24 protein-coding genes and 1 pseudogene are annotated in these 25,304 nt (G+C 64.6%); 11 read left to right on the top strand and 14 right to left on the bottom strand.

Annotated elements, in window-relative coordinates:
- The first annotated feature begins 64 nt into the window (after nucleotides 1-64).
- From gntR to ACKLLE_RS01615, 3 genes and pseudogenes are all read left to right on the top strand, one after another.
- Nucleotides 65-1,084 (top strand): HTH-type transcriptional regulator GntR, encoded by a 1,020-nt coding sequence (gntR, locus tag ACKLLE_RS01625; protein ID WP_420056548.1) that lies wholly within the window; start codon nucleotides 65-67, stop codon nucleotides 1,082-1,084.
- A gap of 91 nt (nucleotides 1,085-1,175) precedes the next feature.
- Nucleotides 1,176-1,958 (top strand): annotated as a pseudogene (locus tag ACKLLE_RS01620) (PAS domain-containing protein); the annotation flags it as partial.
- Nucleotides 1,959-2,000: 42 nt separating this feature from the next.
- Nucleotides 2,001-2,495, top strand: coding sequence for a methyl-accepting chemotaxis protein (locus ACKLLE_RS01615; RefSeq protein ID WP_420056672.1), 495 nt, complete (start codon nucleotides 2,001-2,003; stop codon nucleotides 2,493-2,495).
- Nucleotides 2,496-2,590: 95 nt separating this feature from the next.
- Here ACKLLE_RS01615 and ACKLLE_RS01610 read toward each other — a convergent pair whose 3' ends face one another.
- The 5 genes from ACKLLE_RS01610 to ACKLLE_RS01590 form a co-directional block, all read right to left on the bottom strand.
- Complete coding sequence (locus ACKLLE_RS01610; protein ID WP_420056547.1) at nucleotides 2,591-3,787, bottom strand: MFS transporter; 1,197 nt, start codon at nucleotides 3,785-3,787, stop codon at nucleotides 2,591-2,593.
- Between the two features lie 61 nt (nucleotides 3,788-3,848).
- Entirely contained in the window at nucleotides 3,849-4,898 is a 1,050-nt protein-coding gene (locus ACKLLE_RS01605; protein WP_420056546.1) for a heme-dependent oxidative N-demethylase family protein, read from the bottom strand.
- A 16-nt stretch (nucleotides 4,899-4,914) separates the two neighbouring features.
- Nucleotides 4,915-5,883, bottom strand: coding sequence for a PDR/VanB family oxidoreductase (locus ACKLLE_RS01600; protein ID WP_420056545.1), 969 nt, complete (start codon nucleotides 5,881-5,883; stop codon nucleotides 4,915-4,917).
- Complete coding sequence (locus ACKLLE_RS01595) at nucleotides 5,880-6,485, bottom strand: dimethylamine monooxygenase subunit DmmA family protein (protein ID WP_009398401.1); 606 nt, start codon at nucleotides 6,483-6,485, stop codon at nucleotides 5,880-5,882. Before ACKLLE_RS01595 ends, ACKLLE_RS01600 begins: the two co-directional genes overlap by 4 nt.
- Nucleotides 6,486-6,564: 79 nt before the next feature.
- A complete protein-coding gene (locus ACKLLE_RS01590) occupies nucleotides 6,565-7,989 on the bottom strand; it encodes a gamma-aminobutyraldehyde dehydrogenase (RefSeq protein ID WP_420056544.1) in 1,425 nt (474 codons plus the stop codon).
- A gap of 227 nt (nucleotides 7,990-8,216) precedes the next feature.
- Here ACKLLE_RS01590 and ACKLLE_RS01585 point away from each other — a divergent pair, with 227 nt between their 5' ends.
- Together ACKLLE_RS01585 and ACKLLE_RS01580 are read left to right on the top strand one after the other, a co-directional pair.
- The gene (locus ACKLLE_RS01585; protein WP_009398404.1) at nucleotides 8,217-8,966 is read left to right on the top strand and encodes a FadR/GntR family transcriptional regulator; all 750 of its coding nucleotides are present in this window, start codon (nucleotides 8,217-8,219) and stop codon (nucleotides 8,964-8,966) included.
- Nucleotides 8,967-9,020: 54 nt separating this feature from the next.
- The gene (locus ACKLLE_RS01580; protein ID WP_064301264.1) at nucleotides 9,021-9,761 is read left to right on the top strand and encodes a PDC sensor domain-containing protein; all 741 of its coding nucleotides are present in this window, start codon (nucleotides 9,021-9,023) and stop codon (nucleotides 9,759-9,761) included.
- A 26-nt stretch (nucleotides 9,762-9,787) separates the two neighbouring features.
- Here the strand turns inward: ACKLLE_RS01580 and ACKLLE_RS01575 are convergent, their stop codons facing one another.
- The 3 genes from ACKLLE_RS01575 to ACKLLE_RS01565 form a co-directional block, all read right to left on the bottom strand.
- The gene (locus ACKLLE_RS01575; RefSeq protein ID WP_420056543.1) at nucleotides 9,788-13,027 is read right to left on the bottom strand and encodes a transporter substrate-binding domain-containing protein; all 3,240 of its coding nucleotides are present in this window, start codon (nucleotides 13,025-13,027) and stop codon (nucleotides 9,788-9,790) included.
- Nucleotides 13,028-13,034: 7 nt separating this feature from the next.
- On the bottom strand, nucleotides 13,035-13,649 hold the full coding sequence (locus ACKLLE_RS01570; protein WP_064301262.1) for a response regulator transcription factor: 615 nt from the start codon (nucleotides 13,647-13,649) through the stop codon (nucleotides 13,035-13,037).
- Between the two features lie 286 nt (nucleotides 13,650-13,935).
- Nucleotides 13,936-14,505 (bottom strand): eCIS core domain-containing protein, encoded by a 570-nt coding sequence (locus ACKLLE_RS01565; RefSeq protein ID WP_420056542.1) that lies wholly within the window; start codon nucleotides 14,503-14,505, stop codon nucleotides 13,936-13,938.
- A 146-nt stretch (nucleotides 14,506-14,651) separates the two neighbouring features.
- Here ACKLLE_RS01565 and ACKLLE_RS01560 point away from each other — a divergent pair, with 146 nt between their 5' ends.
- Nucleotides 14,652-15,281 carry a LysE family translocator gene (locus tag ACKLLE_RS01560; RefSeq protein ID WP_420056541.1) on the top strand — a complete coding sequence of 210 codons (630 nt, stop codon included), beginning with the start codon at nucleotides 14,652-14,654 and terminating at the stop codon, nucleotides 15,279-15,281.
- 2 nt (nucleotides 15,282-15,283) lie between these two features.
- On the opposite strand, the gene ACKLLE_RS01555 is transcribed toward ACKLLE_RS01560, so the two are convergent.
- Nucleotides 15,284-15,841 carry a TetR/AcrR family transcriptional regulator gene (locus ACKLLE_RS01555; protein WP_420056540.1) on the bottom strand — a complete coding sequence of 186 codons (558 nt, stop codon included), beginning with the start codon at nucleotides 15,839-15,841 and terminating at the stop codon, nucleotides 15,284-15,286.
- A 92-nt stretch (nucleotides 15,842-15,933) separates the two neighbouring features.
- On the opposite strand from ACKLLE_RS01555, the gene ACKLLE_RS01550 reads away from it, so the two are divergent.
- Nucleotides 15,934-16,665 carry an SDR family oxidoreductase gene (locus ACKLLE_RS01550; protein WP_420056539.1) on the top strand — a complete coding sequence of 244 codons (732 nt, stop codon included), beginning with the start codon at nucleotides 15,934-15,936 and terminating at the stop codon, nucleotides 16,663-16,665.
- Between the two features lie 27 nt (nucleotides 16,666-16,692).
- Nucleotides 16,693-17,286: a 2-hydroxychromene-2-carboxylate isomerase gene (locus ACKLLE_RS01545; RefSeq protein WP_420056538.1), complete on the top strand. Its 594-nt coding sequence runs from the start codon at nucleotides 16,693-16,695 to the stop codon at nucleotides 17,284-17,286.
- Nucleotides 17,287-17,346: 60 nt separating this feature from the next.
- Here the strand turns inward: ACKLLE_RS01545 and ACKLLE_RS01540 are convergent, their stop codons facing one another.
- The 3 genes from ACKLLE_RS01540 to ACKLLE_RS01530 form a co-directional block, all read right to left on the bottom strand.
- On the bottom strand, nucleotides 17,347-18,411 hold the full coding sequence (locus ACKLLE_RS01540) for a 3-deoxy-7-phosphoheptulonate synthase (protein ID WP_420056537.1): 1,065 nt from the start codon (nucleotides 18,409-18,411) through the stop codon (nucleotides 17,347-17,349).
- Between the two features lie 537 nt (nucleotides 18,412-18,948).
- Nucleotides 18,949-19,614, bottom strand: a complete 666-nt coding sequence (locus ACKLLE_RS01535) for a response regulator (RefSeq protein WP_009398444.1) — start codon at nucleotides 19,612-19,614, stop codon at nucleotides 18,949-18,951.
- Between the two features lie 48 nt (nucleotides 19,615-19,662).
- A complete protein-coding gene (locus ACKLLE_RS01530) occupies nucleotides 19,663-20,211 on the bottom strand; it encodes a PQQ-dependent catabolism-associated CXXCW motif protein (RefSeq protein WP_064301256.1) in 549 nt (182 codons plus the stop codon).
- A 170-nt stretch (nucleotides 20,212-20,381) separates the two neighbouring features.
- Between ACKLLE_RS01530 and ACKLLE_RS01525 the strand changes: the two genes are divergently transcribed.
- Nucleotides 20,382-21,014 carry a response regulator gene (locus tag ACKLLE_RS01525; protein WP_064301255.1) on the top strand — a complete coding sequence of 211 codons (633 nt, stop codon included), beginning with the start codon at nucleotides 20,382-20,384 and terminating at the stop codon, nucleotides 21,012-21,014.
- Nucleotides 21,015-21,120: 106 nt separating this feature from the next.
- On the opposite strand, the gene ACKLLE_RS01520 is transcribed toward ACKLLE_RS01525, so the two are convergent.
- Complete coding sequence (locus tag ACKLLE_RS01520; protein WP_420056536.1) at nucleotides 21,121-21,774, bottom strand: pentapeptide repeat-containing protein; 654 nt, start codon at nucleotides 21,772-21,774, stop codon at nucleotides 21,121-21,123.
- A 167-nt stretch (nucleotides 21,775-21,941) separates the two neighbouring features.
- Nucleotides 21,942-23,729, bottom strand: a complete 1,788-nt coding sequence (gene exaA / locus ACKLLE_RS01515) for a quinoprotein ethanol dehydrogenase (RefSeq protein WP_240160484.1) — start codon at nucleotides 23,727-23,729, stop codon at nucleotides 21,942-21,944.
- Between the two features lie 369 nt (nucleotides 23,730-24,098).
- Here exaA and pedF point away from each other — a divergent pair, with 369 nt between their 5' ends.
- Nucleotides 24,099-24,536 (top strand): cytochrome c-550 PedF, encoded by a 438-nt coding sequence (gene pedF, locus ACKLLE_RS01510; protein ID WP_064301253.1) that lies wholly within the window; start codon nucleotides 24,099-24,101, stop codon nucleotides 24,534-24,536.
- A gap of 4 nt (nucleotides 24,537-24,540) precedes the next feature.
- Nucleotides 24,541-25,296, top strand: a complete 756-nt coding sequence (locus ACKLLE_RS01505; protein WP_064301252.1) for a quinoprotein dehydrogenase-associated SoxYZ-like carrier — start codon at nucleotides 24,541-24,543, stop codon at nucleotides 25,294-25,296.
- Nucleotides 25,297-25,304 lie beyond the last annotated feature (8 nt).

Here is a 25,304-nt window from a genome sequence, read left to right as displayed (position 1 = left end):
CCTTGCCAGCCACAGGCTGCACCACTAACCTTGCCGGCTTTCCCCGCTATTTCGCCGAGCCGTCATGTCCCGCAGCACCTCCCGCACCACAGGTCGTCCCACCTTGGCCGAAGTCGCCCGGCTTTGCGGGGTGTCGCCGATCACCGTGTCCCGGGCCCTGCGCGGGGTGGCCACGGTAGCGCCGGAGCTGGTGGAGAAGGTCCGCGCCGCCGCTGCCCAGCTCGGCTATGTCGCCAACCCTGCCGCCCGCGCCCTGGCCTCGGCGCAGAGCCAGTCGGTGGCGGTGCTGATCCCGTCGTTGTCCAACCAGCTGTTCGTCGAGACCCTCGACGCGATCCACGATGTCCTGCGCCCGCGCGGGCTGGAAGTGATGATCGGCAACTTCCACTACGACGCCGCCGTGGAGGAAAACCTGCTGCGCAACTACCTTGCCCACCAACCTCGCGGCCTGCTGCTGACCGGCTTCGAGCGCAGCGAGGCGGCGCGGCGCATGCTCGCCGCCAGCCGCGTACCCTGCGTGCACATGATGGAACTGGGAGGCGAGGAGGGTGTGGTCTCGGTGGGCTTTTCCCAGCATGAAGCCGGGCGCGCCGTCGCGCGTCACCTGCTCGAGCGCGGGCGCCGCCGTCTCGGCTTTATCGCTGCGCAACTGGATGCCCGCGTCCTGCAACGCGCCGAAGGCTTCCGCCAGGCCCTGGGCGAAGCCGGGCTGTACGACCCGGCACTGGAACTGCTGGTCCCGCAGCCATCGTCCATCGGCCTGGGCGGCGAGCTGTTCGGCCAGTTGCTGGCCCGCCATGGCGACATCGACGGGATCTTCTTCTGCAACGACGACCTCGCCCACGGTGCGATCTTCCAGGCCCAGCGCCAGGGCATTCGCGTCCCGGAACAGGTGGCGATGGTCGGGTTCAACGACCTGCCGGCCTCGGCCCATATGGTCCCGCGCCTGACGTCGATCCGCACGCCGCTGGCCGCTGTCGGCCGGCACGCGGCCCAGGCCTTGCTCGATCTGCTCGACGGCAGAATCGGGCAAAATCCGATCCGGGACCTGGGTTTTGCCTTGATGATCCGCGAAAGCAGCTGAAAACTGCCGATAAATGGTGATGGCCAAGCGCTTGCACGGCGCTTGCGCCCATCTATGCTGAGCACAATTCCGCCAATGGAGTGTGCGTGACATGTTCGACTCCCATCGCAAATCGGATCTGGCAGAAATCGAGCGGTGTAATCGGGCGTTGGCCGAAGCCAACGCAAAACTGGCAGCGATCAGCCGTTCCATGGCCATGATCGAGTTCAGCCCCGATGGAGTAGTACTCGACGCAAACGAGCATTTTTGCAACGCCATGGGTTACAGCCTCGAGGAAATCCGCGGCCAGCATCACCGGATTTTCTGCGAGGAGGCCTACACCAAGACCGAAGAGTACCGCCAGTTGTGGCGCGACCTGGCCCAGGGCCAGGCACGTAGCGGTACCTTCCTGCGGCTCGATCGCAAGCGCCGGGAACTGTGGTTGGAGGCCAGCTATATGCCGGTGTTCGGCAGCAATGGCGTGGTCACCAGCATCATCAAGGTGGCCAGTGATATTACCGAGCGGGTGGTGCACGAGCACGAGGCGGACTGCCTGCTCGAGGCCATTGGCCGCTCGATGGCGGTGATCGAGTTTACCCCGGAAGGCCGGGTGATCACGGCCAACGACAACTTCCTGCGCACCATGCACTACCGCCTCGACGAGATCGTGGGCCAGCACCACAGCCTGTTCTGCCACAAGAGCGAAAGCGAATCGGCCCAGTACAAGGCCTTCTGGGCCTCGCTCAATCGAGGCGAGTACCACTCGCATCGCTTCGAGCGGATCAACAAACTGGGGCAGATGGTCTACCTGGAAGCTTCGTACAACCCGATCTTCGATACCAAGGGGCGGTTGTACAAGGTGGTCAAGTTCGCCAGCGATATCACCCATCAGGTCTGCACCCAGCAATCGGCCGCCGAGGCGGCCCACGCTACCTCGGTGCAGAACGACGCCTGCGCGCGCAAGGGATCGGAGGTCGTGCAGCAGACCGTGCATGTGATCGAAGAGATTTCCCATGACCTCAATGAAGCGGCACGCAGCATCGATGCGGTGAACCGCCAGTCGGAACTGATCGGGCAGATCGTCCTGACCATCCGCGGGATAGCCGACCAGACCAACCTGCTGGCCCTGAACGCGGCCATCGAAGCGGCGCGGGCCGGCGAGCACGGCCGCGGGTTTGCCGTGGTGGCCGAGGAAGTGCGCAACCTTGCGGCACGCACTAGCAAGGCCACGGTGGAGATCGTCGAGGTGGTGCGGCAGAACCACGACCTGTCGCTCAAGGCAGTGGCCAGCATGCAGTCCAGCCTGAGTCGAACGGGGCAGGGGGTGGACCTTGCGAATGAAGCAGGCGAGGTGATCCTGGAGATCCAGCAAGGGTCGCGGCATGTGGTGGATGCCATCAGCCAGATCAATTCGACGCTGCAACTGCACTAGCCTTCAGGGCCTCATCGCTGGCAAGCCAGCTCCCACAGGGGTTCTGTGGGAGCTGGCTTGCCAGCGATGAGGCCCTCAGCCCCACAACAGGGTTTTCAGACCGCAGCCGCCAGCTGCGCCACCACATGCTCCTTGCGAATCCGCGCCAGGGGTACGCTGACCAGTGCCAGGGTCAGCACCACCGTCACGGCGATCCCCCAGGCCGCCAGGGTAAAGCCCCCCAGTGAAATCAACCCGCCGGAAATCGCCGGCCCTACCGCCAGGCCCAGGCTCAGGAAGCTTCCCGCCGCCGCCACTACCCGGCCTTCGCGATCCAGCTCCGCCGCCAGCCCGGTGAGGTAGCTCAGGGCATAGAAGTAGGTGATGCAGATGGTCATGACCCCGGCGGTATACATCGTTTTCGAATGCTCGCCCAGGACGTAGCTGAGGCTGGTAGCCCCCGTCAGCAACACGGCGAGGATCACCGGCGTGCTCATGCCGAAACGCTTGCCGATCATCGCGGCCAGCAAGGGACCGACCAGTCCGACCACCGATTGCACCGAAAGCAGCACGCCCAGTTCGTCACCGCTGTAGCCGACCATGGTGCCGATGCGCTCGACGAACGCCCAGCCCATGGTGTCCCGTGCCTGGAACACGAACATCGCCAGCATCATGCACACCGCCGGCAGGCTGAGCAGGACATTGCCCTGGCCTGTGCGGCTGACCACCACGGTTTCGGCCAGGGTTGCACGCTGCGCCATGAACGGGATCGCCAGCAGCATCACCGCCATGGTCGCGGCCATCGCGTAGTACAGCCCGGGCAGGCCGAACGCCGCCATGACCTTGGCGTAGCCGAGCATCACCACGATCATCAGCAATACCGACAACACGTTCATGTGCCCGGCGATGCGATCCGGCTGTTTCGCACTGGATACCGCCGCGTTGCCGCAGGCCAGGGCCAGGCCGGCGCCGACTCCGGCAACGCAGCGCACCGCTGCCAGGGTGTAGAGGTCGACAATATGGGCGCTGACCAGGTTGGCCACGATTGCCAGCAGGGTGCCGGCGATCGCCAGCGTACGCCGGGGGGCGCGGCCCATGAACGGTGCCACCAGCAAGGAGGCCAGCATGGTGAAGCCGAACTCCGCCGACATCAGCAGCCCCGCCTGGGCCTCGTTGAGTTGCAGGTCGTGGATGATCGCGCTGATCAGGAACGGCAGGGCCCACAGGCCGAGCAGGCCGACACCGTAGGCCGACGCGGCGGCGGAGAACACCAGGCTCCAGCTCTCGGGCAGGAAGTTGCGTATTGTTTTCATTGTGGTTTTCCCGGATTTGCACGCAAAAAAGCGCGCCATTATCGGCGCGCTTGGGTTTTTTTCATTGCTGACTTTCGTCGACTGGCGTGCCGTCGTCGTATTGCGACAGCCAGGTCACCATGGCATCCCGGTAGCGGGTAAAGCCCTTGTAGTCCACCAGTTCCTGGTCCAGGTCGCGGATTACCCGGTGCATGCGCTTGGCCCATTGCGGGGCAAAGTCGGCCAGCTGTTGCAGGCTGACCAGGTAGGTGCGTACCGGGAACAGCACGGCGTTGCTGCGCGGCAAACGGTGCAGCGGTTGCAGTTCGATGCGCAGGTTGACCAATTCGCCGGCGTTTTGCGCAGTCACCGTGGTGCGGTCCGGTGCCCAGTCGGGCAGGGTTTCGGCAGAGGTTTCCAGGCGCGGGTTGACGGTGATGGACCAGTTGGTGCGCCGCACCGGGTGCCCCGGACGCAGGCGCAGGAGGAATTTCAGCGCACGCTGGAGAATGCCCATTTCATGCAGCTTCGGCACCGGGCCATGGAACTCCATGAAGCTCATGCCGAGGTTGAAGCGCAGCGAGTAGTCGGCGCGCTGGGTGGCCATGCCGGCGCCCATCACCAGGGTGTCGTCGCGCTCTTCGAGAAGAATGAATTCGCCCTGTGCCTGGCGGGTGATGTATTCCATCGGCTCCATTGGCAGGGTGCTGGCATCGCCGAAGATGAAGCTGTCGTCCAGGCCCAGCGGACGGTTGATCCAGCGCCACTGGCTGCCTTTCTTTTCCAGGCTGAAATGCTCCGGATAATCGCGGGAATACGATTCCATCAGCAGTTCGAGCAGGTCCCACTGGGCTTCCATCATGTGCGGCAGGGCGGCGTAATGCACACCCGGCTGGCTTTCAAGGATCTGCGCGCGGTGATGGCACTCGGAGATGTAGTGTTCGTCGATATCGAACTGGGCGCGCAGCGCGCCCTCGCCGAAGGGCACATGGGGCTCGACGTTCATCGAGTACATGTACTGGTCTTCCGGATAGGGGAAGGGCAGGCGCAGCACCGCTTCGCGGCTGTTGCGGTAGGTGAAGCCCCTGGCATCGAGGTCGGCGTAGCTTTCGATCGGCTTGAATACGGTCATTTGTTGTTGTCCTGTCTCAGAGGTCCACGACCAGGCGTGTGCAATTGGCGCGGGATACGCATGGCATGAATTTGCGCTTGCCCAGCTTGTCTTCCTCGCTGAGCCAGTCATCGCGGTGGTCCAGTTCACCGTCCACTTCCAGTACTTCGGTTTCGCAGTAGCCACAGGCGCCGCCGCGGCACAGGTAGGGCACCTTGTAGCCGGCCTGCTCGGCGGCTTCGAGCAGCGATTGCTCGGCCGGCACCTCGAGGGTCACGCCCTGGCGCGCCAGGGTGACGCTGAACGGCTGGCCACTGGAGCCTTGCTCGACGAAGCGCTCGTAGTGGATATGGCTGTCGGTCCAGCCAAGGGCGTGGGCGCCTTCGATGGTGTCGTCGATCATGCTGTCCGGGCCGCACACGTACACATGGCTGCCAAGGGGACGACCAAAGAGGATGCGCGGGATGTCCATGCGTTCATCCTCGCCCTGTACATAGAGGTGCACGCGGGTGCCGTAGCGCTCCTGCAACTCGCGCCCAAGGGCGATGTGCCCGGGGCCGCGCACGGCCAGGTGCAATTCGAAGCTGGCCTTTTTCAATTCCAGCTCTTCCAGTTGCGAGTAGACCGGGGTGATGCCTACGCCGCCGGCGATGAACAGGTGCTGGCGGCCGTGCTTGGCCAGCGGGAACAGGTTGGCCGGCTGCAGGATCTGCAACAGATCGCCTTCAGCGACCCGGTCGTGCAGGTAGCGCGAGCCACCACGGCCATCGGCGACGCGGCGCACCGCAATCTGGTAGGCGCTGGAGTCGTAGGGCGAGCTCATCAACGAGTAGGCGTTGCGGTGGGTCTTGTCGCCGTCCTCGAGGATCACCACCACATGGCTGCCGCCGGAGAAGGCCGGCAGGTGCTTGCCATCCGGGTCGACCAGGGTGAAGCGGGTGATTTCCGGGGTCATCGCCTCGATGCGGGCGACGCGCACGCTCAGGGTGCCGTTATGGGTGTTCATGTATCGAGCTCCTCGGCGGCGGGCAATTCGCCCGGGACCTCGCCGTCGGCCTTGATGCCCTGGAAGGCGGCCAGACGACGGGAATAGTGATCGCGCACCACCAGGTGCAACTGGCAGCCCGGGCAGACGAAGACGCGCTGGGTGACGTTCTCGGTGTAGGTGTCGCAATGCGCGCACCAGACCCGGCGGACCAGGGTGCCGCTGTGTTCGCGCAGCACTTCGTCGCGATTAAGGTCCACGGCGTTGGCCGCCTGCATGGCCGTACCGATGAAGCTTTCCGAGCCGCTGAGGTACAGGCGCGTGCCCATGCGTGCATCGCCGAGCCGCTCGCGCAGGGCATCGATCAGTTCCTGGTTGCTGGCGAACACCTCCAGCCCGGCGACCTCGGCCTGCTGCAAGGCCTGCAGATGGTTATGGCCGGAGAAGGATTCGACGGAGTAGAGCAGGGTGCTGTTGCCGCGCTGTTCGTTGGACATGTCGCCGATCAGGCGCAGCATGGCCGCGCCGCCGCTGCCCTGGCCCGCAATCAGATGGCGCAGGCCACCTGCCATGGGGTGCAGCCGGTCGTAGACCGGGCGGCTTTTGATGCCGGTGATTAGCATGGAGAGTCCTCTTATGCCATATTTCCTATGGTGTTATATGTTTTGTGTCGGCCGCCACAATCGGCGTTTTCATCGGTAATCAGTGCTTGAACATGACGTGGCGCACGCAGGTGTAGTCCTCCAGGCCATACATGGACATGTCCTTGCCATAGCCGGACTGCTTCATGCCGCCATGGGGCATTTCGCTGACCAGCATGAAATGGGTGTTGACCCAGGTGCAGCCATATTGCAGGCGCGCCGAAAGGCGGGTAGCGCGACCGATGTCCCGGGTCCACACTGACGAGGCCAGGCCGTAGTCGGAATCGTTGGCCCAGGCCAGGGCCTGTGCTTCGTCGTCGAACGGGGTAATGCTGACGACCGGGCCGAATACCTCGCGCTGGACGATCTCGTCGTCCTGCCGGGCATCTGCCAGCACGGTCGGTTCGAAGAAGAAACCCGGGCCATCGACCCGGTTGCCACCGGTGATTACGCGGATATGCGGCTGGGCCTTGGCCCGCGTGACGAAGCCCTCCACGCGCTGCAGATGATCGCGGGTGATCAATGGGCCGAGTTCGGTTTCCAGATCGTCCTGCAGGCCCATGCGCAGGCTGGCGACGGCCTCGCCCAGCTGATTGACGAAGCGCTCGTAGACACCGCGCTGTACATACAGGCGGCAGGCTGCGGTGCAGTCCTGGCCGGCGTTGTAGAACGCGAAGGCGCGGATGCCCTCGACCGCCGCATCGATATCGGCGTCGTCGAAGATCAGCACCGGGGCCTTGCCGCCCAGCTCCATATGGGTACGTTTGACGCTGCCGGCGGTGCTGGCAATGATCCGCGCGCCAGTGGCGACCGAGCCGGTGAGGGACACCATGCGCACCTTGGAATGATTGACCAGCGGTTCGCCTACGCTAGGGCCGCGACCGAACAGAATATTGACCACGCCCGCCGGGAACAGCCCGGCGATCAGCTCGGTCAGGGCCAGGGCGGTCAGCGGGGTCTGCTCGGAAGGCTTGAGCACCACGGTATTGCCAGCGGCCAGCGCGGGTGCCAGCTTCCAGGCGACCATCATCAGCGGGTAGTTCCACGGCGCGATGGAGGCGATAACGCCCAGCGGGTCGCGGCGGATCATCGACGTATGACCCGGCAGGTACTCGCCACCCGCCGAGCCCGACAGGCAACGGCTGGCACCGGCGAAATAGCGGAACACGTCGGCGATGGCCGGGATCTCGTCGTTCAGCGCAGCCTGGTAGGGCTTGCCACAGTTCAGCGACTCCAGCCGGGCCAGGTGTTCGGCATTGGCCTCGATCAGGTCCGCCAGCTTGAGGAGGAGGTGGGCGCGGTCTTTCGGCGGGGTCTGCGCCCAGCCGTCGAACGCCTGGTCGGCGGCTTGCACGGCGGCGTCCACCTGGGCGCTGCTGGCCTCGGGAATGTTTGCCAGCACTGCACCTTCGGACGGGTTGTACACGGCGTAGGGATCACCTTGGCCATCGACCAGTTGGCCGTTGATCAGGAGTCGGGTCTGCATTGCGTATTCCTGCTTGGAGTTATTGGTGAATACAGGCGCACAGGAGCAATGGCCTGTGCAAGGCTTAAACATATAAAACCATATCTTAAATTTGCTGCCTAGCCTCTCCGTGATTTTTTGCCTTGCCGCAAGGAAACGAGGCGCTAACACCTGGGCTGTGCTTCGCTATAAGATGCGAAACCGAATTTTTAACCGGGTGCCTTGGTGGTGCTCGAAAGGGAGAGGCAATGACTGCCCTGAATAGTGCCCGCAACACCGCGTTCATCCGCCTGCGCCAGGAGGGGCGCACCGATGAAGTGGCGCGGCGTCTGGTCGAGGCCATCGAACTTGGCCTGTTCGCCGAGGGCCAGCAATTGCCCAGCGAGTCGGAACTGGCCCTGCAGCTGGGCGTGGCCACGGTGACCCTGCGCGAGGCCTTGGTGGTGCTGCGCCAGCGTGGCCTGATCGAAACCCGTCGTGGTCGCAATGGCGGCAGCTTCGTCTGCGCCCCGGTGGAACTGCCCGAGGCGCTGCTTCTGCAAAGGCTGCGTGAAATGAGCGGGCCCGACCTGCGCGACCTCGGCGACGAGCAGACGGCGATCTCCGGCACGGCCGCGCGCCTGGCGGCCAGGCGCAGTTCGCCAGAGCAGCAGGCGCGCATCGGCCAGCATATAGAAACCCTGCGCCAGGCCGGCTCGCGTCTGGCCCGGCACCGTGCCGACGCACGCTTTCACATCGAGGTAGCGGCGGCTGCCCAATCCCTGCGCTTGACCCACGCAGAAATGCGCCTGCAGTCGGAAATCGGCGAACTGTTGTGGATGGAGGCGGCTGGCGGCGGCGATATCACCTTGGTGGAACAGGAACACCAGGCGATTCTCCAGGCCTTGGTCGCGGGTGACCCGGTGCTGGCCGGTGCCCTGGCCGAAGCCCACGTCACCCGGGGCATCAAGCGTTTGATAAGCCTGCGCCTGGAGCTGTTGGCGGCTGATCCGGACTGACTCCTTCTTCCCACCCCATGACCAGAACTGCCGGACCCTGTGTGAGGTAATGCCATGTTTGCCCCGAGCGATAACGCGTCCTTCTCGGCCTGCGCCCAGCAGCTGGACAGTACCCTGGGCACCATTTTCGGCCAGGTGCGCGAACTGGCCGAAGAAACCCGTACCCTGTGGCAGCGGGTCCTGGCCGAAGGTCGCCAGCCCGTGGCCCGGGACCTGGCGTCGCTGCGCCCGGCCATCGACAAGCAACTGTTCGCCACCGGGGCCTTTGGCTGTGGCGGTGGCGTGATCGTGGCCCCCAATGGCCTGGCCGACCGCGAGATGCACCTGGAGTGGTGGTACCTGGCCGATGGTGGCAAGACCTTGCCATTGCGTCCCAACTTCGACCGCCGCCGCGAGAATTACTACGACTACAACGCCATGCCGTGGTACAGCAAGCCGCGCGACACCGGGCGCAGCGTGGTGGAAGGGCCATACGTGGACCTCTACGGCACCAACATGTACGTGCTGACCTTCACCATGCCGATTTATGTCGAGGGCCGCTTCATTGGCGTGGCGGGGCTCGACCTTTCGCTGCATAACGTCGAGCGGCTCCTGGTGAAAAGCCTTATGCGCCTGGATCACGAGGCGGTGCTGGTATCCGCCGAGGGGCGGGTGATCGCCTCGAATACAGCGAACTGGATGGTCGGGGACCTGGTATCGACCCTGCTCAACGACATGCAACTGGGGGAGATTCGCCTGACCTTGTCGGAATCGGAGACCGGTTGGTCGCTGGTGCGCTTGCCAGGGTTGCGCTGAATTCTTCCAGCGTAGCGAGCGCAGCGTCAGGCGTTTCGTTCCAGCCGTGTCAGCAAGCGCTCCAGGCTCCCTTCCAGGGCGTGCTTCAAGTCCTGCAAGCGCGCGTCGTCGACTTCCTCGGCACATCCGCGCTCCAGTGCATCGCAGCGTTCCACCAGCCCTCGTGCCTTGAGCATTTTCATGCCTCCGCGAATCCGGTGCGCCAGGGCCTTCACCTGGGCAAGCGGAGCCTGCGGCCCCAAGGCCCGCAGCGAAGCCAGGTCCTGCTCGGTGCTTTTCGCCAACTGTTCCACCAGCCGGCGGATCATTTGCGGGTCGTTCTGCGTCAGATGCCGCAGCTCGTCCAGGTCGAAGCCGCTGTCATCCTCGGCCGTCGCCGACTCCAGCCCACTCAGATGGCTACGCAACGCGCCCAGTCCGATCGGCTTGAACAGGCAATCATCCATCCCCGAAGCCAGGCAGTGGTCCCGCTCTTCGGCCTGGGCATTTGCCGTCAGGCCCAGGATCAGGCAGCGCTGTCCCGGGCTTTCTTCCGTCCGCACCGCGCGGGCCAGTTGATGTCCATCCATCCCCGGCATGTTGCAGTCGGTAATCAGTACGTCGAAGTTGCCTTCCCGCCACATCTGCAAGGCCTGGGCGCCGTTGTCCGCCTGGCTGACCCGGTGGCCGAGCACGTCCAGTTGCTTGCCCAGCAGCATCAGGTTGGCCGGGTAATCATCCACTACCAGGATATTCAGCGACAGGGTGCTGACCGCGCTTTGCGTGGCCTTCGGCGCTGCGACTGCCCGCTCGCTGGCCCACGGCAGCAGCAGCGAGACCTCGGCCCGGGTCCCGTGCCCCGGCTCGCTGGACAGGCGCAGGGCGCCGCCCATCAATTCGCACAGGGTACGGCTGATCACCAGGCCCAGGCCGCTGCCCTGGCCCGCAGGCTGCCCGCCCGCCTGGACGAAAGGGCTGAACAGGCGGGCCTGGTCCGCCGCGCTGATGCCGATGCCGCTGTCTTCCACGACCAGGCGGACCCGTGCTTCATTTGCCTGGGATTCCAGCTCCAGGCCGACGCGCACTTCGCCGCGTTCGGTGAACTTCAGCGCATTGCTGATCAAATTCGCCAGGACCTGGCGCAGGCGCAGCGGATCCACCGCCAGCGGCCGCGTTGCCGGCGGCAGGTCGAGGCGCAGCTCCAGGCCCTTGAGACGGGCACTGCTCTCGAATACCCGCGCGGTGGCACGAACCAGTGCGCACAGGTCGGTCGGCTCCGGGGCGAGGGTCATGTGCCCGGATTCGATGCGGGCGATATCCAGCACGTCGCCGATAAGCTCCAGCAGGGCACTGGCCGAATCGAAGGCCACCTGCAGCGACGGCTGGTCGATGCGCCCTTGCCCGGCGTCCTTCAGGGCCAGCTCGAGCAGGCCGATCACCGCATTCATCGGCGTGCGGATTTCATGGCTCATGGTGGCGAGGAAGGTGCTCTTGGCATGATTGGCGCTGTCGGCCTGTTCCTTGGCCTGGCGCAGCTCGACGAGCAAGCCCTCGCTGATCTTCAACTGGCGCTGCAAGGCTTCTTCGGCAGCAGTGCGCTGGGCGACCAGGCGCCGCAGGTAGCGGTTCCACAGGACCACGGCGGCGATCGCCAGGCTGGCCGCCAGGAGAATCTGCAGGACCAGCCCGCGATAATTGCGCCAAGGGTTGTCGCTGACCAGCGCATTGGTGCGCCAGCGGTTGGCGAGCAGGGTCATTTCGTCCGGCTCGATGCTCAGCAGGGTCTTTTCCAGGATGGCGTGCAGTTCATTGTCGCCCCGGGCGGTGGCGAAGGCCGCGGTGGCCGGGCTGTCGTCCAGCAGTGCGGCAATGCGCAGGCGATCCTTGAACAGGCGGCTGATGAAATAGGCGGCGTTGATCTGCGAACTGATGGCCGCGTCGGCGCGACCCTGGGCCACGTATTCCATCAGGGCCAGCGGATCGTCGACTTCGACCAGTTCGATGGCGGGATGCTCGCGGCGCAGGGTGTCGGCGAACGGCGTGCCGCGGATCAGCGCCAGGCGCTTGCCCTGCAAGGCCTCGGCGGTGTCCGGGGCATCGGCGCGGATGGAGGTCACCAGGACCCGCGGCGTGGTCAGGTACGGCCGGGTGAACTGCAGGCCGCGGGCACGCTCGCCGCCATAGGGCAGGGCGCCGATCAGGTCGGCCTGGCCGCTCTCTACCAACTGGATCATCTGCGCCACGCTGGCGGCCTCGATGGTCTGGAAGCGCAGCCCGGTGCGCAGGCTGATCTGCTCCAGGAGATCGGCGGTGATCCCGCGGAACTGCTGCTTGTCGTCGAGGAAGGTCAAGGGCGCGAAGTACTTGTTGATCACCACCTTGAGGTCCGGATGCCGGCGGATCCAGTCCTGTTCCCCAGGTTGCAGTTGCAGCACCCCACGGTTGAGCAGCGGGCTGTTGAGGCCGCTGCTCCAGCGCCGCGCGACGTTGATCCGGTCGCTCTCCGACAGACTGGCCAGGGCCTGGTCGATGAGCCGCAGCAGGGTAACGTTGTCGTGTTCCAGGGCGAACCTGAACGACGAGCGCAGGGGCTTGACGTACCAGGCGATCTGCACGCTGTCGCGATAATGGTTGCCGATCAGGTAGTCGGAACTGATGGCGTCGCCGATGAAGGCGTCGGCATCGCCCTGGGTCAGGGCAGCCAATGCCGCCATGCTCGAGGCGTAGAGTTGCAGCCTGGCATCGGGATAGACCTGGCGGATGCGCTCCACCGGCAGGTAATGATCGACCATTGCCAGGCGCGCGCCGGCCAGCTTGTCGGCGGGGTTGCGCGGCTTGCCCAGCGGCGTGGCGACGATGGCCTGGTCATCGGCGTAGGGCTGGCTGAGCAACAGTTCGCTGTTGGCTTCCTCGAAGCCGTTGGCGCTGCCGAGCAGGTCGATCTCGCCGCGCTCCAGGGCGCGGATCGCGGCACTGCGGCTGGGGTAGTGCAGCACCTCCACGTCAACCTTCAACTGCTCGCCGAGCAGGCCGGCGTAGTCGGCGGTCAGGCCTTCGTAGTCGTGCTGGCTGACATTGATATCGAAGGGCGGATAGTCCGGTGCCGAGGTACCGAGGCGTAGCTGCTTCCTCTGCTCCAGCCACTGCCGGTCGGCAACGCCGAGCGTTGGTGGGGCACTGCTGCTCAGGGAGCGTCCGAGCAGTTCCCGCGGCACTGCCTCCTGCGCCGGCAGCGGCGGCGACAGCACCAGGCCCAAGGTCAGGACCAGCAGTGGCAGGATGTTCATCGGTCGTTCAGATCATCCCGCGGCGGTTCGCCAGGTCGAGCAGCTCGGCCAGGGAACGCACCTGGAGCTTGTCCATGATGCGGGTCTTGTAGGTGCTGATGGTCTTCGAGCTCAGGATCATGGCCTGGGCGATCTCGTTGTTGGTCGCGCCCTTGGCCAGTTGCCGCATCACTTCGAATTCGCGGTTGGAGAGGCGGTCCAGGCGGTCGTCCTCGGTTTGCGAGCGTGGGCCCAGGCTCAGCGCATCCGGCAGATAGGAGTAACCGCTGAGCACGGCCTTGAGCGCGCCGAGGAGGATGGACAGGTCTTCATCCTTGCGCACGAAGGCCGAGGCGCCGGCTTCGATGCAGCGTTTGGCGAACAGCCGCGGCGGCCGACCGGTGAAGACCATGATCCGCGGCGCCGGATCGAGGGCGCGCAGGCGTTCCAGTACGCTGAGGCCGTCCAGGCGGGGCAGGCCGAGGTCGAGCACGACGACGTCGGGGGCGAGCTCCTGGCTCAGGCTCACCGCACTGACCCCGTCGTGGGCTTCGCCGATCACGTCGTAGCCTTCGCGCTCCAGCAGCAGGCGGGCGGCAAAACGGATGGTGGGATGATCGTCGACGATCAGGATCTTGTGCATCGTGTAGGAAACTCCTGCATCAGGAATGGATTTTTCCCGAGTCACTCAGGAGGGAAAACCGCCGGTTCAGACGGGCCGCTCACGATACGTCGAATCAGGTTCGATGAGTACGAGGAGTATAGAAGCGTGGAAGAATTCAGCCTGCCTAGATGAAAATTCCTACAAAAAGCGCGAAGGGTCCTTCAGTAGGAAACGGCCCACGTAGGGCGAGGCATAGGATTTTGCCTGACTGTGCAGGGCAATCAGGCTGAAGGACGTGGCACATCCAGAGTAGGAAAACGCACCGTCAATGCCCGGCCAGCCGGCTACCGGGCATCAGGCGCAGGGTGTTGCTCACTTCGGCCTGGATCTTGTAGGCAGGTGCTTCCACGGCTTCGTAGTCACGGGTGTAACGCGCGGCGAAATCATCCACGCCCCATTGCTGGTATTGCTGCACGTGCTTGAGCTCGTGGGCCCAGAGCGCAACGTTGTCGCGGGCGTCCGCGGCGTTGCGAAAGACGATCACGTCCACCAGGGTGACGGCGGCGACATCCGGGTTCTGCAGAAAGGCGCTGGCGGCATCCAGTTGTTCGGGGTTGCCGACCTGATAGCGCGCTGCGTCGAGCACCTGGAAGTCATACCAGGGTTCGAGTTGTGCGCGGATGTTCAGCGGAATGGGTTCGACCCCGGCCGCCACCGCGGTGTCGCGTGACAACCTGAGCCAGTTGGCCAGGCCCGAGGAGGCCATGCGCGCGACATTGTCGAGCAGGGTGAACAGATCGCCGGTCGTGCCCTGCGGGGCCGTGGCGGCGGGTGCCGGGGCGACTGCGCCGAGGGCAAGACACAACAGCAGTGGACGGTACAGCGGAAACTTCAAGACAGGACTCCTGCCATTACGCTCGGGGGTGAGCAGTTTGACCGGGATTCGCCACGTTGGTTGAGCCACGCGGAAAAAATCCTCGAGGGCTTGAGGGCAGGCGGCGAGGCAGGCATCCTGCGCCCTTCGACCTGCCAGGAGCCATCATGGACGCCTCGACCCTTCTGCTTTACATCATCGCCGCCAGTGCGGTGATGATCACACCCGGGCCGGCCATGCTCCTGGCCTTGAACAATGGTGCCAGCCATGGCATGCGCGTGGCCGGCTTCGGCATGGCCGGGGCGATGCTCTCCGACCTGATCCTGATAGCCGCCGTGGGATGTGGCCTTGGCGCCTTGTTGCAGGCGTCGGAACAGTTGTTCAGCCTGGTCAAGTGGGTAGGCGCGGCGTACCTGCTGTACCTGGCGGTGGTGCTCTGGCGGGCGCCGGTGCGGGCGCTCGGGGTCAGTGGCGGCGCGGCGGCGGTCAGTGGCCGGTCGACCTTCGTCCGTGCGCTGATCGTCGGCCTGTCCAATCCCAAGGGCCTGCTGTTCTTTTCCGCGTTCCTGCCGCAATTCATCCGTCCGGAGCAGCCGGTGGTGCAGCAGTACCTGATCCTGGCGGTGATCACCGCATCCCTCGATTGCCTGATGATGGTGGTCTACGCCCTGGGCGGCCGGCATGCGGTACGGGCTTTCTCGGCGCGGGTCATGCAATGGATCAACCGGGGTTGTGCCGGGATGCTGGCGGTGCTGGCCGTGGGTTTGAGCCTGTACCGGCGCAACGATCTGCATTAAATCTATTCCATCGCCGCCCGCAGGAAATCCCGGCTGGCCGTCAACACGGCCCGCTGGGTCTGTTCTCCCGCCAGCATCCGCGCTATCACCAGCGCACCCACGCATTGACTGAGCATGGCCCAGGCCAGCGCTTCGTCGTTCAAGGTCACGGCCCAGGCCTGGTGCAGGGTGACCAGCCAGTGTTCCGCCTCTTCACGCACCGCGCTATCGGCGCGGGCGATCTCTGCGCCCAGGGTCGGGATCGGGCAGCCGCTTTGCGGATTGTGCACATGGGCCATGCTCAGGTATTGGTCGAGGCAGCGCTTGAGCAGGTCCGGCGTCAACTCGCCGCCTTGTGCACGCAGGTTGATCCTGCTGCCGGACAGCTCCTGGCGCACGATTTCGCTGAACAGGTCGTCCTTCGAAGGAAAGTGGTTGTAGAACGCTCCGCCGGTCAGGCCGATGGCCTTCATCAGCCCGGCCACGCCGGTGGTGGCGAAGCCGCCTTGCTTGGCGATGGCGCCGCTGCTCTGCACCAGCTTCTGCCGGGTCTGTTCCTTATGTTCGGTGGAATAGCGCACCTGGGCACCCTCGAATCGGTGGCTTGACGAAAGTCCGGATCATAGCATAGCGTTCGTTTACTAAACGATCATTCATCAATGAGGCAAGGCTCATGAAGGACAACAACAAGGTCGTACTGGTGATCGGTGCCGGCGACGCCACCGGCGGCGCGATCGCCAGGCGCTTTGCCCGGGAAGGCTATATCGCCTGTGTGACCCGGCGTAGCGCCGACAAGCTGCAACCCTTGCTGGACGAAATCCGTGCCGAGGGTGGCCAGGCCCACGGGTTCGGCTCCGATGCCCGCAAGGAAGAAGAGGTGGCCGCGCTGGTGGAGCAGATCGAAAGCAGCATCGGCCCGATCGAGGCCTTCGTCTTCAATATCGGCGCCAACGTGCCTTGCAGCATTCTTGAAGAGACGCCACGCAAGTACTTCAAGATCTGGGAAATGGCCTGCTTCGCCGGCTTCCTGACGGCCCAGGCGGTGGCGCGCCGCATGGTGGTGCGCGAGCGTGGCACCATCCTGTTCACCGGAGCCACGGCGGGATTGCGTGGCGCTGCCGGCTTTGCCGCTTTCGCCGGAGCCAAGCACGGCATTCGCGCCCTGGCCCAGAGCATGGCGCGGGAACTGGGGCCGCGGAACATCCATGTCGCCCATGTGGTGGTGGACGGCGCCATCGACACTGCCTTCATCCGCGACAGCTTCCCCGAGCTCTACGCGCTGAAGGACCAGGACGGCATCCTGGACCCGGGGCATATCGCCGACAACTACTGGCACCTGCATGCCCAGCCACGGGATGCCTGGACCTTCGAACTCGACCTGCGTCCGTGGATGGAACGCTGGTAATCGCCACCTTTGACAAGGACCCGAAGCATGAACAAGACCGTCGAATTCTTTTTCGATCTGGGCAGCCCGGCCAGTTACCTGGCCTGGACCCAACTGCCGGGGATCTGCGCCGAGCACGGGGCGCAGCTGGTGTTGCGGCCGATGTTGCTGGGTGGCGTGTTCCAGGCCACCGGCAACAGTTCGCCGGCGACGATCCCGGCCAAGGGGCGTTACTTTTTCAAGGACCTGCACCGGTATGCCCGGCGCTACGGTGTGCCGTTGAAGTTCAACGAGCACTTCCCGATCAACACCCTGGGCCTGATGCGTGCGGCGGTTGGCATGCAGTTGCGTCAGCCGCAGCGTTTCGAGCAATGGCTGGCTGTGATGTATCGGGCAATGTGGGCCGATGGGCGCAACCTTGGGGATCCGGCTGTGATCGCGCAGGTGCTGGAAGAAGCGGGTTTCGAGGCGTCCGGGTTCGAGGCGCTGACAAGCGATCCCGAGGTCAAGGCGGCGTTGAAGGCCGTCACTGAAGAGGCCGTGGGTCGCGGGGTATTCGGCGCACCGAGCTGCTTTGTCGGAGAGGAGCTGTTCTTTGGCCAGGATCGGTTGGAGTTCGTGGTGGAGGCGTTGAAGGCGTAAGTTTTCCGCGCGCTTGCCAGCGATGGCGTGGGTATCGCTGGCAAGCCAATCTTCAGGAACCTACGACAAACGGGCAGCCGCCTCGCGCAACATTGCCTCGGTGGCGTCCCAACCCAGGCAGCCATCGGTAATCGACACGCCGTACTTCAGCGGCGCCTTGCCCAGTGCCTGGCAGCCCTCGAACAGGTGGCTTTCGATCATCACCCCGACCAGCGAGCGATCACCCGCTACACGCTGGTCGATCACATCGCGCAGCACCGCCGGTTGCCTGAGGGGATCCTTGCCGCTGTTGGCATGGCTGCAATCGACCATGATCCGGGCCTCGACTCCGGCCTTGGCCAGCCCCTGGCGCGCCATGGCGACACTCGCGGCATCATGGTTGGGCCCCTTGTGCCCGCCGCGCAGGACCAGGTGGGTATCCGGGTTGCCGAGGGTTTCGACGATGGCCGGGTGGCCCTGGGCGTCCAGGCCGAAATGGCGGTGCGGGTGGGCCGCGCTGCGGATGGCGTCGCAGGCGATGCCGACACCGCCGTCGGTGCCGTTCTTGAAGCCCACCGGCAGGCCAAGGCCGCTGACCATCTCGCGGTGGATCTGCGATTCGGTGGTGCGGGCGCCGATCGCGGCCCAGCTCAGCACATCGTCGAAGTAGCCGGCGGCCATCGGTTGCAACAGTTCGGTGGCCACCGGCAGCCCGCGCTCGAGCATGCCCAGCATCAATTCGCGGGACAGGCGCAGGCCACCGTGCATATCGTCGCTGCCGTCCAGCTGCGGGTCGTAGGCCAGGCCTTTCCAGCCGACGGTGGTACGGGGTTTTTCCACGTAGGCACGCATCACCAGGAGCAGTTTGTCATCCAGCTGGCGGGCCAGCGCAGCCAGGCGGTCGGCGTATTCGAGGGCGGAGCGGGGATCGTGCAGGGAGCAGGGGCCGACCACCACGAGCAGGCGCGGGTCATGGCCGTCGAGTATCTGTTTGACTGCGTGGCGGTGCTGCTGGACCTGGGCCGCAAGGGCCGCGGACAGCGGCAGCTGTTGCTTGAGTTGCACGGGGCTGGGCAGACGCAGGCTCACGGAGGTGTTGGCTGCGGCGGGGGTGTTCAGTGGCAGTGCCTGGGTAGTCGCTTGCATGTTCGGTATTCCCTGGGCGGAAGGCGGGTTCGGTCCCGCGCCTTCGGCCCTATCGTTGTGTTCGACAGATACGTGTATGTGTGCTGATGCCACCCGAAACGGACCGGTCGGAGGCGGCTGGCTGGCCCGAACGGCAGTGGCTAAATCGCCAGGCAGAGCTTTGGTAGCGGTAGCAGGTGGTGTAGTTCATGTGTCGATTCCTCAGTGGTGTCTGGTGTGGACGGGCCGAAAAACAAAACCCCCGGAGGGCTGGGCCGTCCGGGGGTTCGAGAGTTCTCGTGTTCGGCGGCCCTGTTCGTGGGCGCCGGTGTGGGTATCAGCGGCGCCTGTGGCTAAACCAATACCCGAAATAAAACGCGGTTGGAGCGATGGAGCCACAGGCAGCCACGGACGCAACGGAACGCGCGAGGCGACCGGTGTGTTGTGCGTGGAGGTGAGTGGCGTGGTTCATGTGCTGCTCCAGTTGAATGCGACCGAGCTTACTTCAGCGCAACCGCGTGTATCAATGATTAATTCCGATCGTAACGATTAATTCGTTCAGCGGCGCAGGTAAGCCGTGAAGTCGATATCACCCGCGCTGAGGATCGCCTGCACCCGGTTGTGCACGTTGAGCTTGCGCAGGATTGCGGAAACGTGGGCCTTGACCGTGGTTTCGGCGATATCCAGGTTGTAGGCGATCTGCTTGTTCGATTCGCCCTTGGTCATGCGTTCCAGCACCAGCAGTTGCTTGCGGGTCAGGGCCTGGAGCAGCTCCGGAGCGAAACCCTGGGACTCGCTCTGGCTGCGGCGGCTGCCGCTTTTCTGGGTGCGGATGATGTCCGGCGGCAGGTACACGTTGCCGTTGAGGATCTGCTCGATGGCCTCGGTCATCTGCGAGCGTGGCGAGGACTTGGTGATAAAGCCCACCGCGCCATAGGTGATGGCCTGCAGGACGATCTGCTTGTCCTGTTCGGCAGAGACGATCACCACCGGAATGGTCGGCGCCTCGTTGCGCAGGTTGATCAGCCCGCCCAGGCCGTGCATGCCGGGCATGTTCAGGTCGAGCAGGATGAGGTCGAGATCGTCGTGCTCGCCGGTCAGCGCCAGGGCGCTGTCCAGGTCGGCGGTTTCCATTACCTCGCTGCCGGGGAAGCCATCGCTGATGACGTTATGAATGGCCTCGCGAAACAGCGGATGGTCGTCGGCGATCAGAATCTTGTACATGGCGTTTGCACCTTATTGTTTTGGTTTCGACCGCAAGGAAAACGTGATTCAGGGAAACGCTTCGGGCGTGGCGTTGACCACGGGCAGGCCGGCGTTTTCCCAGGCATCGAGGCCATCACGGTACCAGTACAACTGCGAGTAGCCCAGCGCCGCGGCGCGCTTGACCGCATTCCAGCTCAGCCAGCAGTCCGAGCGGCAGTAGAAGACGATGGCGCGCTGGCGATCGCCGTTGCTCAAGCGCTCGAGGTGGCGGCTGAAGTACCGGTTCCATTGGGCATCCAGCTCGCCGTCGCCGGTATTGGCCAGCCAGTGGCTGCCGGGCAGGTTGGCATGGGCTTCGCTGGCGATGAACTGGCCGTTGAGGAACGGGCGCTTGTACACGTCGATCAGCAGGGCTGGCGGTTGTTGCTCCAGCAGTGCCTGGACCCGGGCGGTGTCGACGGTGATGGCGGATTCGGCGGTGGCGGGCGTCGGGCTGCGATAAAGACCGCTACGGTAGCCGTCGGCAGAGAACAGCGCGGCATCGGCCAGGGCAGTGCTGGCGAAAAGGCAGGACAGGGCCAGGCAGGACAGGGCGGACAGGACACGGGGCGGCATGGTCGTCAGTCTCGTTTTTGTTATGCCGGTATTACAGGTCAGTGCCGAGGCTTTGTGAATGCGACCATCGACAGCAAAAGCGCTACCAAAGTAGTAGGCGAAGGGCTTGGGCAGGGCTCTAGCATGGGACCGTGGCGATAACGTAGCGATAACAACCAGAGAACACGCCGATGGACATCCTGCTGGTCGACGACCATCCGATGCTGCGCTTGGGCCTGAGTGCCGTGCTTGCCGAAGAACTGCCGGTGCGCGAGGCCGCCTCCGGTGAAGAAGCCTTGTTGCGTGTGCAGGAGCAGGTGCCGGGCCTGGTCCTGATGGATTTCGATCTACCCGGTATCAGCGGGCTGGAGACCACCCGGCGCTTGCGCCAGAGGCTGCCGCAGTTGCGCGTGCTGTTTTTCAGCGAACATACCGAGCTCGGGCTGGTGCGCCAGGCGCTGGATGCCGGGGCCTGTGGCTTCCTGTCCAAGTCGGTGGCGGCGGCAACCCTGCTCGAAGCCGTACGCCGGGTGCTGGCCGGGCATGCCTATATCGAGCAGGCCCTGGCGACCCAACTGGCGACCCAGCCGCACCGGGTCGAGGAAAAGAACGCCCGCCTGAGCGGCCTGACCCAGCGCGAAACCGAGATCTTCCTGATGCTGGCCAAGGGCACGTCGATGCGGATGATTGCCGAGCACCTGTGCCTGAGCGGAAAGACCGTGTCGAACTACCTGACACTGTTGAAGAGCAAGTTGCAGGTGAGTTCGCATGCGGAGCTGGTGCACCTGGCGATCGAGACGGGGTTGCTCAGGATCGCGGCCTGACTTGAGGGCCTCATCGCCGGCAACGCCGGCTCCCACAGGGGATTGAGAACACCGCAGAACCTTGTGGGAGCCGGCGTTGCCGGCGATGAGGCCGGTGTGAACACCATCAATCCCAGGTCTTGGGACAGCCTTCGCAACCTTCCATGTTGGCATCCTGGAAGTTCGCATAATGCTTGCGGGTACCCCGCAGGTCGGCCTTTTCCAGATTGCTTTCACCGAACTTGGCTTCCTGCAGGTTGGCGTCGGACAGGTTCGCCCCGAGCAGGTCGGCGCGGCTCAGCCAGGTCATTTCCAGGTCGGCGGCCTGCAGGTTGCTGTTGTGCAGCTTCGCCCCGGAAAGACGAGCGAATTCCAGGTAGGCGCCGCTCAGGTTGGCGTCATTGAATTTGGCCCCTTGGGCGAACATGCCCCAGGCCTGGGTGGCGATCAGGCTGGCGCCGGTGAGGTCGGCGATGCGCAGGTTGGCCTGCTGCAGGCTGGCACGGTTGAGGTTGGCGCCCTGCAACTGGGCCTTTTCCAGATTGGCCAGGTCGAGCCTGGCATGGCGCAGGTCGGCGCCCTTCAGGTTGGCGCCGGCCAGGTTCATCTTGCTCATGTCCTGGTTGTTCAGGTCGGCACCGGCGAGATTGGCATTCGGGCACTGGCTTTCCGGCTGGATCACGCAACCGTTGACGATCAGCGGCTGGTCGTCGCCATCGTCGGCGATCACGGCAAAGGCAGGGGTGATGGCGAGGGTCAGGAGTAGCGGGAGGTATTTCATGGGTAGCTCCTTCAAAGGGATGCACGCGTCCCCTGTGGGAGCGGGTTTACCCGCGATTGCGATGGTGAATCCACTGGAGTTATCGCGGGTGAACCCGCTCCCACAGGGGACGGGGTCGCTGTCAAAAGTACAGCGGGGGCTGTCAGGCCCCCGCTGGCGAGCTCAGATCAACGCTGCGCAGTCTTGGTATCCCAGCTTGGGATCTTGAACACCCAGAACGAACCGCCCTGTGCCACCGGCTTGGTCAGCTCGGCCATGTCGCCGCCCCACAGGGGCACCGCGCCGCCGTAGCCGACGGTCACGCCGATGTACTGCTCGCCATCCTGTTCCCAGGTGATGGGCGGGGAGACGATGCCGCTGCCGGTCTGGAATTTCCACAGTTCTTCGCCGGTCTTGGCGTTGAAGGCCTTGAAGTAGCCGTCACCGGTACCGGTGAAGACCAGGTTGCCCTTGGTCGCCAGCACACCGGCCCACAGCGGCAGGCGCTCCTTGTGTTCCCAGACCATCTTGCCGGTGGTCGGGTCCATGGCCCGCAGCGAGCCTACGTGGTCTTCGTACATGCGTTTGATGCGGAAGCCCATGCCCAGGTAGGCGGAGCCTTTCTTGTAGTTGACTTCCTCGGTCCAGTATTCCTCTTTCCACTGGTTGGACGGCACGTAGAACAGGCCGGTGTCCTGGCTGTAGGCCATCGGGTTCCAGTTCTTGCCACCCAGGAACGGCGGCGAGACTTCCACCGGCTTGCCCTTGGTTTCGCCCGGGGCAGGCTTGGGCGGACGCTGGCCTTCGTTCTCCACCGGACGCCCGGTCTTGAGGTCGATATGGCTGGCCCAGGTGATGTTGTCGGCGAACGGGAAGGCGTTCTTCAGCTTGCCGTTGGTGCGGTCCACCACATAGAAGAAACCGTTGCGGTCGGCGTGGGCGGTGGCCTTGTACTGCTTGCCGTCCTTGTCCTTGTAGTCGAACAGCACCAGTTCGTTGTTGCCGGAGAAGTCCCAGGCGTCGTTCGGGGTGTGCTGGTAGAACCACTTGACCTCGCCGGTGCTCGGATCGACGCCGACCTGGCCGGAGGTGTAGAGGCTGTCGTAGTCGTGCGGGTTGCCGTCTTTCGAGGTGCGCGCCCAGGTGTTCCATGGCCCCGGGTTACCGGCACCGACGATGATGGTGTTGGTTTCGGCATCGAAGCTCGCGCTTTGCCATGGTGCGCCGCCGCCGTGGCTCCAGGCTTCGACCTTGCCGGTCTCGGTGGTCGGATCATCCGGCCAGGACGGCGCCTTGACGTCGCCGGTCGGCGTGCTGTCCTTGCCGTTCAGTCGGCCCATGTGGCCTTCCACGAACGGACGCATCCACACCTCTTCGCCGGTTTCCGGGTCGCGGGCATAGAGCTGGCCTACAACGCCGAATTCGTCGCCGGAGCTGCCGTGGATCAGCAGGACCTTGCCGGTCTTCTGGTCCTTGATCAGGGTCGGGGCGCCGGTCATGGTGTAGCCGGCGGAGTGATCGCCGAACTTCTTGTTCCACACCACCTTGCCGGTGTCCTTGTTCAGGGCGATGACCCGGGCGTCGAGGGTGCCGAAGAAGATCTTGTCGCCGAAGATCGCCGCACCGCGGTTGACCACGTCGCAGCACGGACGAATGTTGTCCGGCAGGCGGTGGTTGTAGGTCCACAGGCGCTTGCCGGTCTTGGCGTCGAGGGCGAACACCCGCGAGTAGGATCCGGTGACGTAGACCACGCCGTCGTTGACGATCGCTTGCGACTCCTGTCCACGCTGCTTCTCGTCGCCGAAGGAGAACGACCAGGCCGGGGTCAGCTTGAACACGTTCTTGTCGTTGACCGCTGCCAGCGGGCTCCAGCGCTGGGCGTTGGTGCCCATGCCGTATTGCAGCACGTTGTTGGTGGTCTTGTGGTCGTCGGCGATGTCTTCCCAGGTCACCGGCTTGGCATGGGCAGGCGCCATGGCCAGGGTGCCGACCAGCAGCACGGCCTGCACGGCGAGGGACAAGGGGGCCAGCGAGAGGCGAGAGTGTGCGGCGGGTAACGATCTTATTGTCATCTTGGTGTTTCCCAATGGAGGTTTTGGCCTGCATAGACTGGAACGCCAGGGCCACCCCGGATACGGAAAAACTCCCGCCCTTGCCGGGAAAACTTCCCGGTCCGGACATGACTTGGCATTGCCCCACAAGCCCTACTACCAACGGACTAGGACGCGACCACCAAAGCAGCATGGGGACGCCTGCGGACGCTTCCTAAGATGGCTGGCAGAACCTTTCGCCAGAGAGGTTTTCGCGTGCAAATCGTGCAACCTGAAGTAGTCGAGGGCAAAACAATGACAACAGTTAAGAACGCCTGCCTGAGTGCCGTTTTCCTGGCCGGCCTGGTGAGTGCAGGGGCGGTCATGGCCCACGGCAACGTAGTGCCGACGGCGGTCAATACCGGCAACCTGGAAAAGCTCGGCGAAGAGTGGCGTACCGAGAACCCTTACCGTAACAGCCCGCAGCATGACGAGGCGGTCGCCATCGGTGCCTCGGCCTACAACCAGAACTGTGCGGCCTGCCATGGCCTGGAAGCCAAGTCCGGCGGCATCGCCCCCGACCTGCGCATGCTCGACGAAGGCGCCGCCGGGGACGAGTGGTTCGTCGAGCGGGTGCGCAACGGTTCGGTACGCGACGGCCGCGTCTACATGCCGAAGATGGCCGACTACCTGAGCCAGGAAGCGCTCTGGGCAGTCCGCACCTACCTGGACAGCGTGCACGTCACGGAGTGATGCCATGACCCGGGTGCCGTTGCTGCTGCTGGCGTTATGCCTGGGTGCCCCGGCCCATGCCCTGGATCCGGGGCCCGACCCGGTGCCCTCGGTGATGTGGGAGTTCTACCGCAAGCAATGGATTGGCGACGAGCCGTACCGCTTCGATCAGCGGGTCAAGGTCGTCGCACCGCCGTTCGCCGAGGACGCCCGGCAGGTACCGCTGCAGGTGGATGCCCGCGATGTGCCGGGCCGGGTCAGGCGCATGCTGGTCTGGGCCGAGCTTAACCCGCTGCCCAGGATCGTCGATTTTGCTCCGGGCCCGGACGTGCTGCCCTGGCTGGCGGTGCGGATCCGCATCGAACAGGCCACGCCGCTGCGTGCCGCCGTGCAGACCGAGGATGGCATCTGGCACGTCGGCTCGACCCTGATCGACGCTGCCGGTGGCGGCTGCACCGCGCCCAGCGTGGTGCGCAGCCAGCCGGGCTGGGAAGAACGGCTCGGCCAGGTGCTCGGTGGGCGCTATCCGCGCGAAGACTTCAGCCGCCTGCGCCTGTCGGTTGCGCACCCCATGGATAACGGCCTGATGGCCGGGATCCCGGAATTCTTCATCGAGCACGCCGAACTGTTCGACGCTGCGGGCCGGTCCCTGGCGACCCTCGAACTGTGGCCGGCCGTGAGCGAAAACCCCAGCCTGTCGTTCGACCTGCGCCGCCCGGGCCCGGTACGCCTGAGCCTGCGCGACAACAACGGCAATGCCTTCGACGCCGCCATCGAATGAGGTCCCGG

The sequence above is a fragment of the Pseudomonas bharatica genome, assembly GCF_048586865.1.
Classification (GTDB): Bacteria; Pseudomonadota; Gammaproteobacteria; order Pseudomonadales; family Pseudomonadaceae; genus Aquipseudomonas; species Aquipseudomonas bharatica.
Note: the sequence above shows the minus strand (reverse complement) of the source record. Positions and strands in the feature narration are given on the sequence as shown.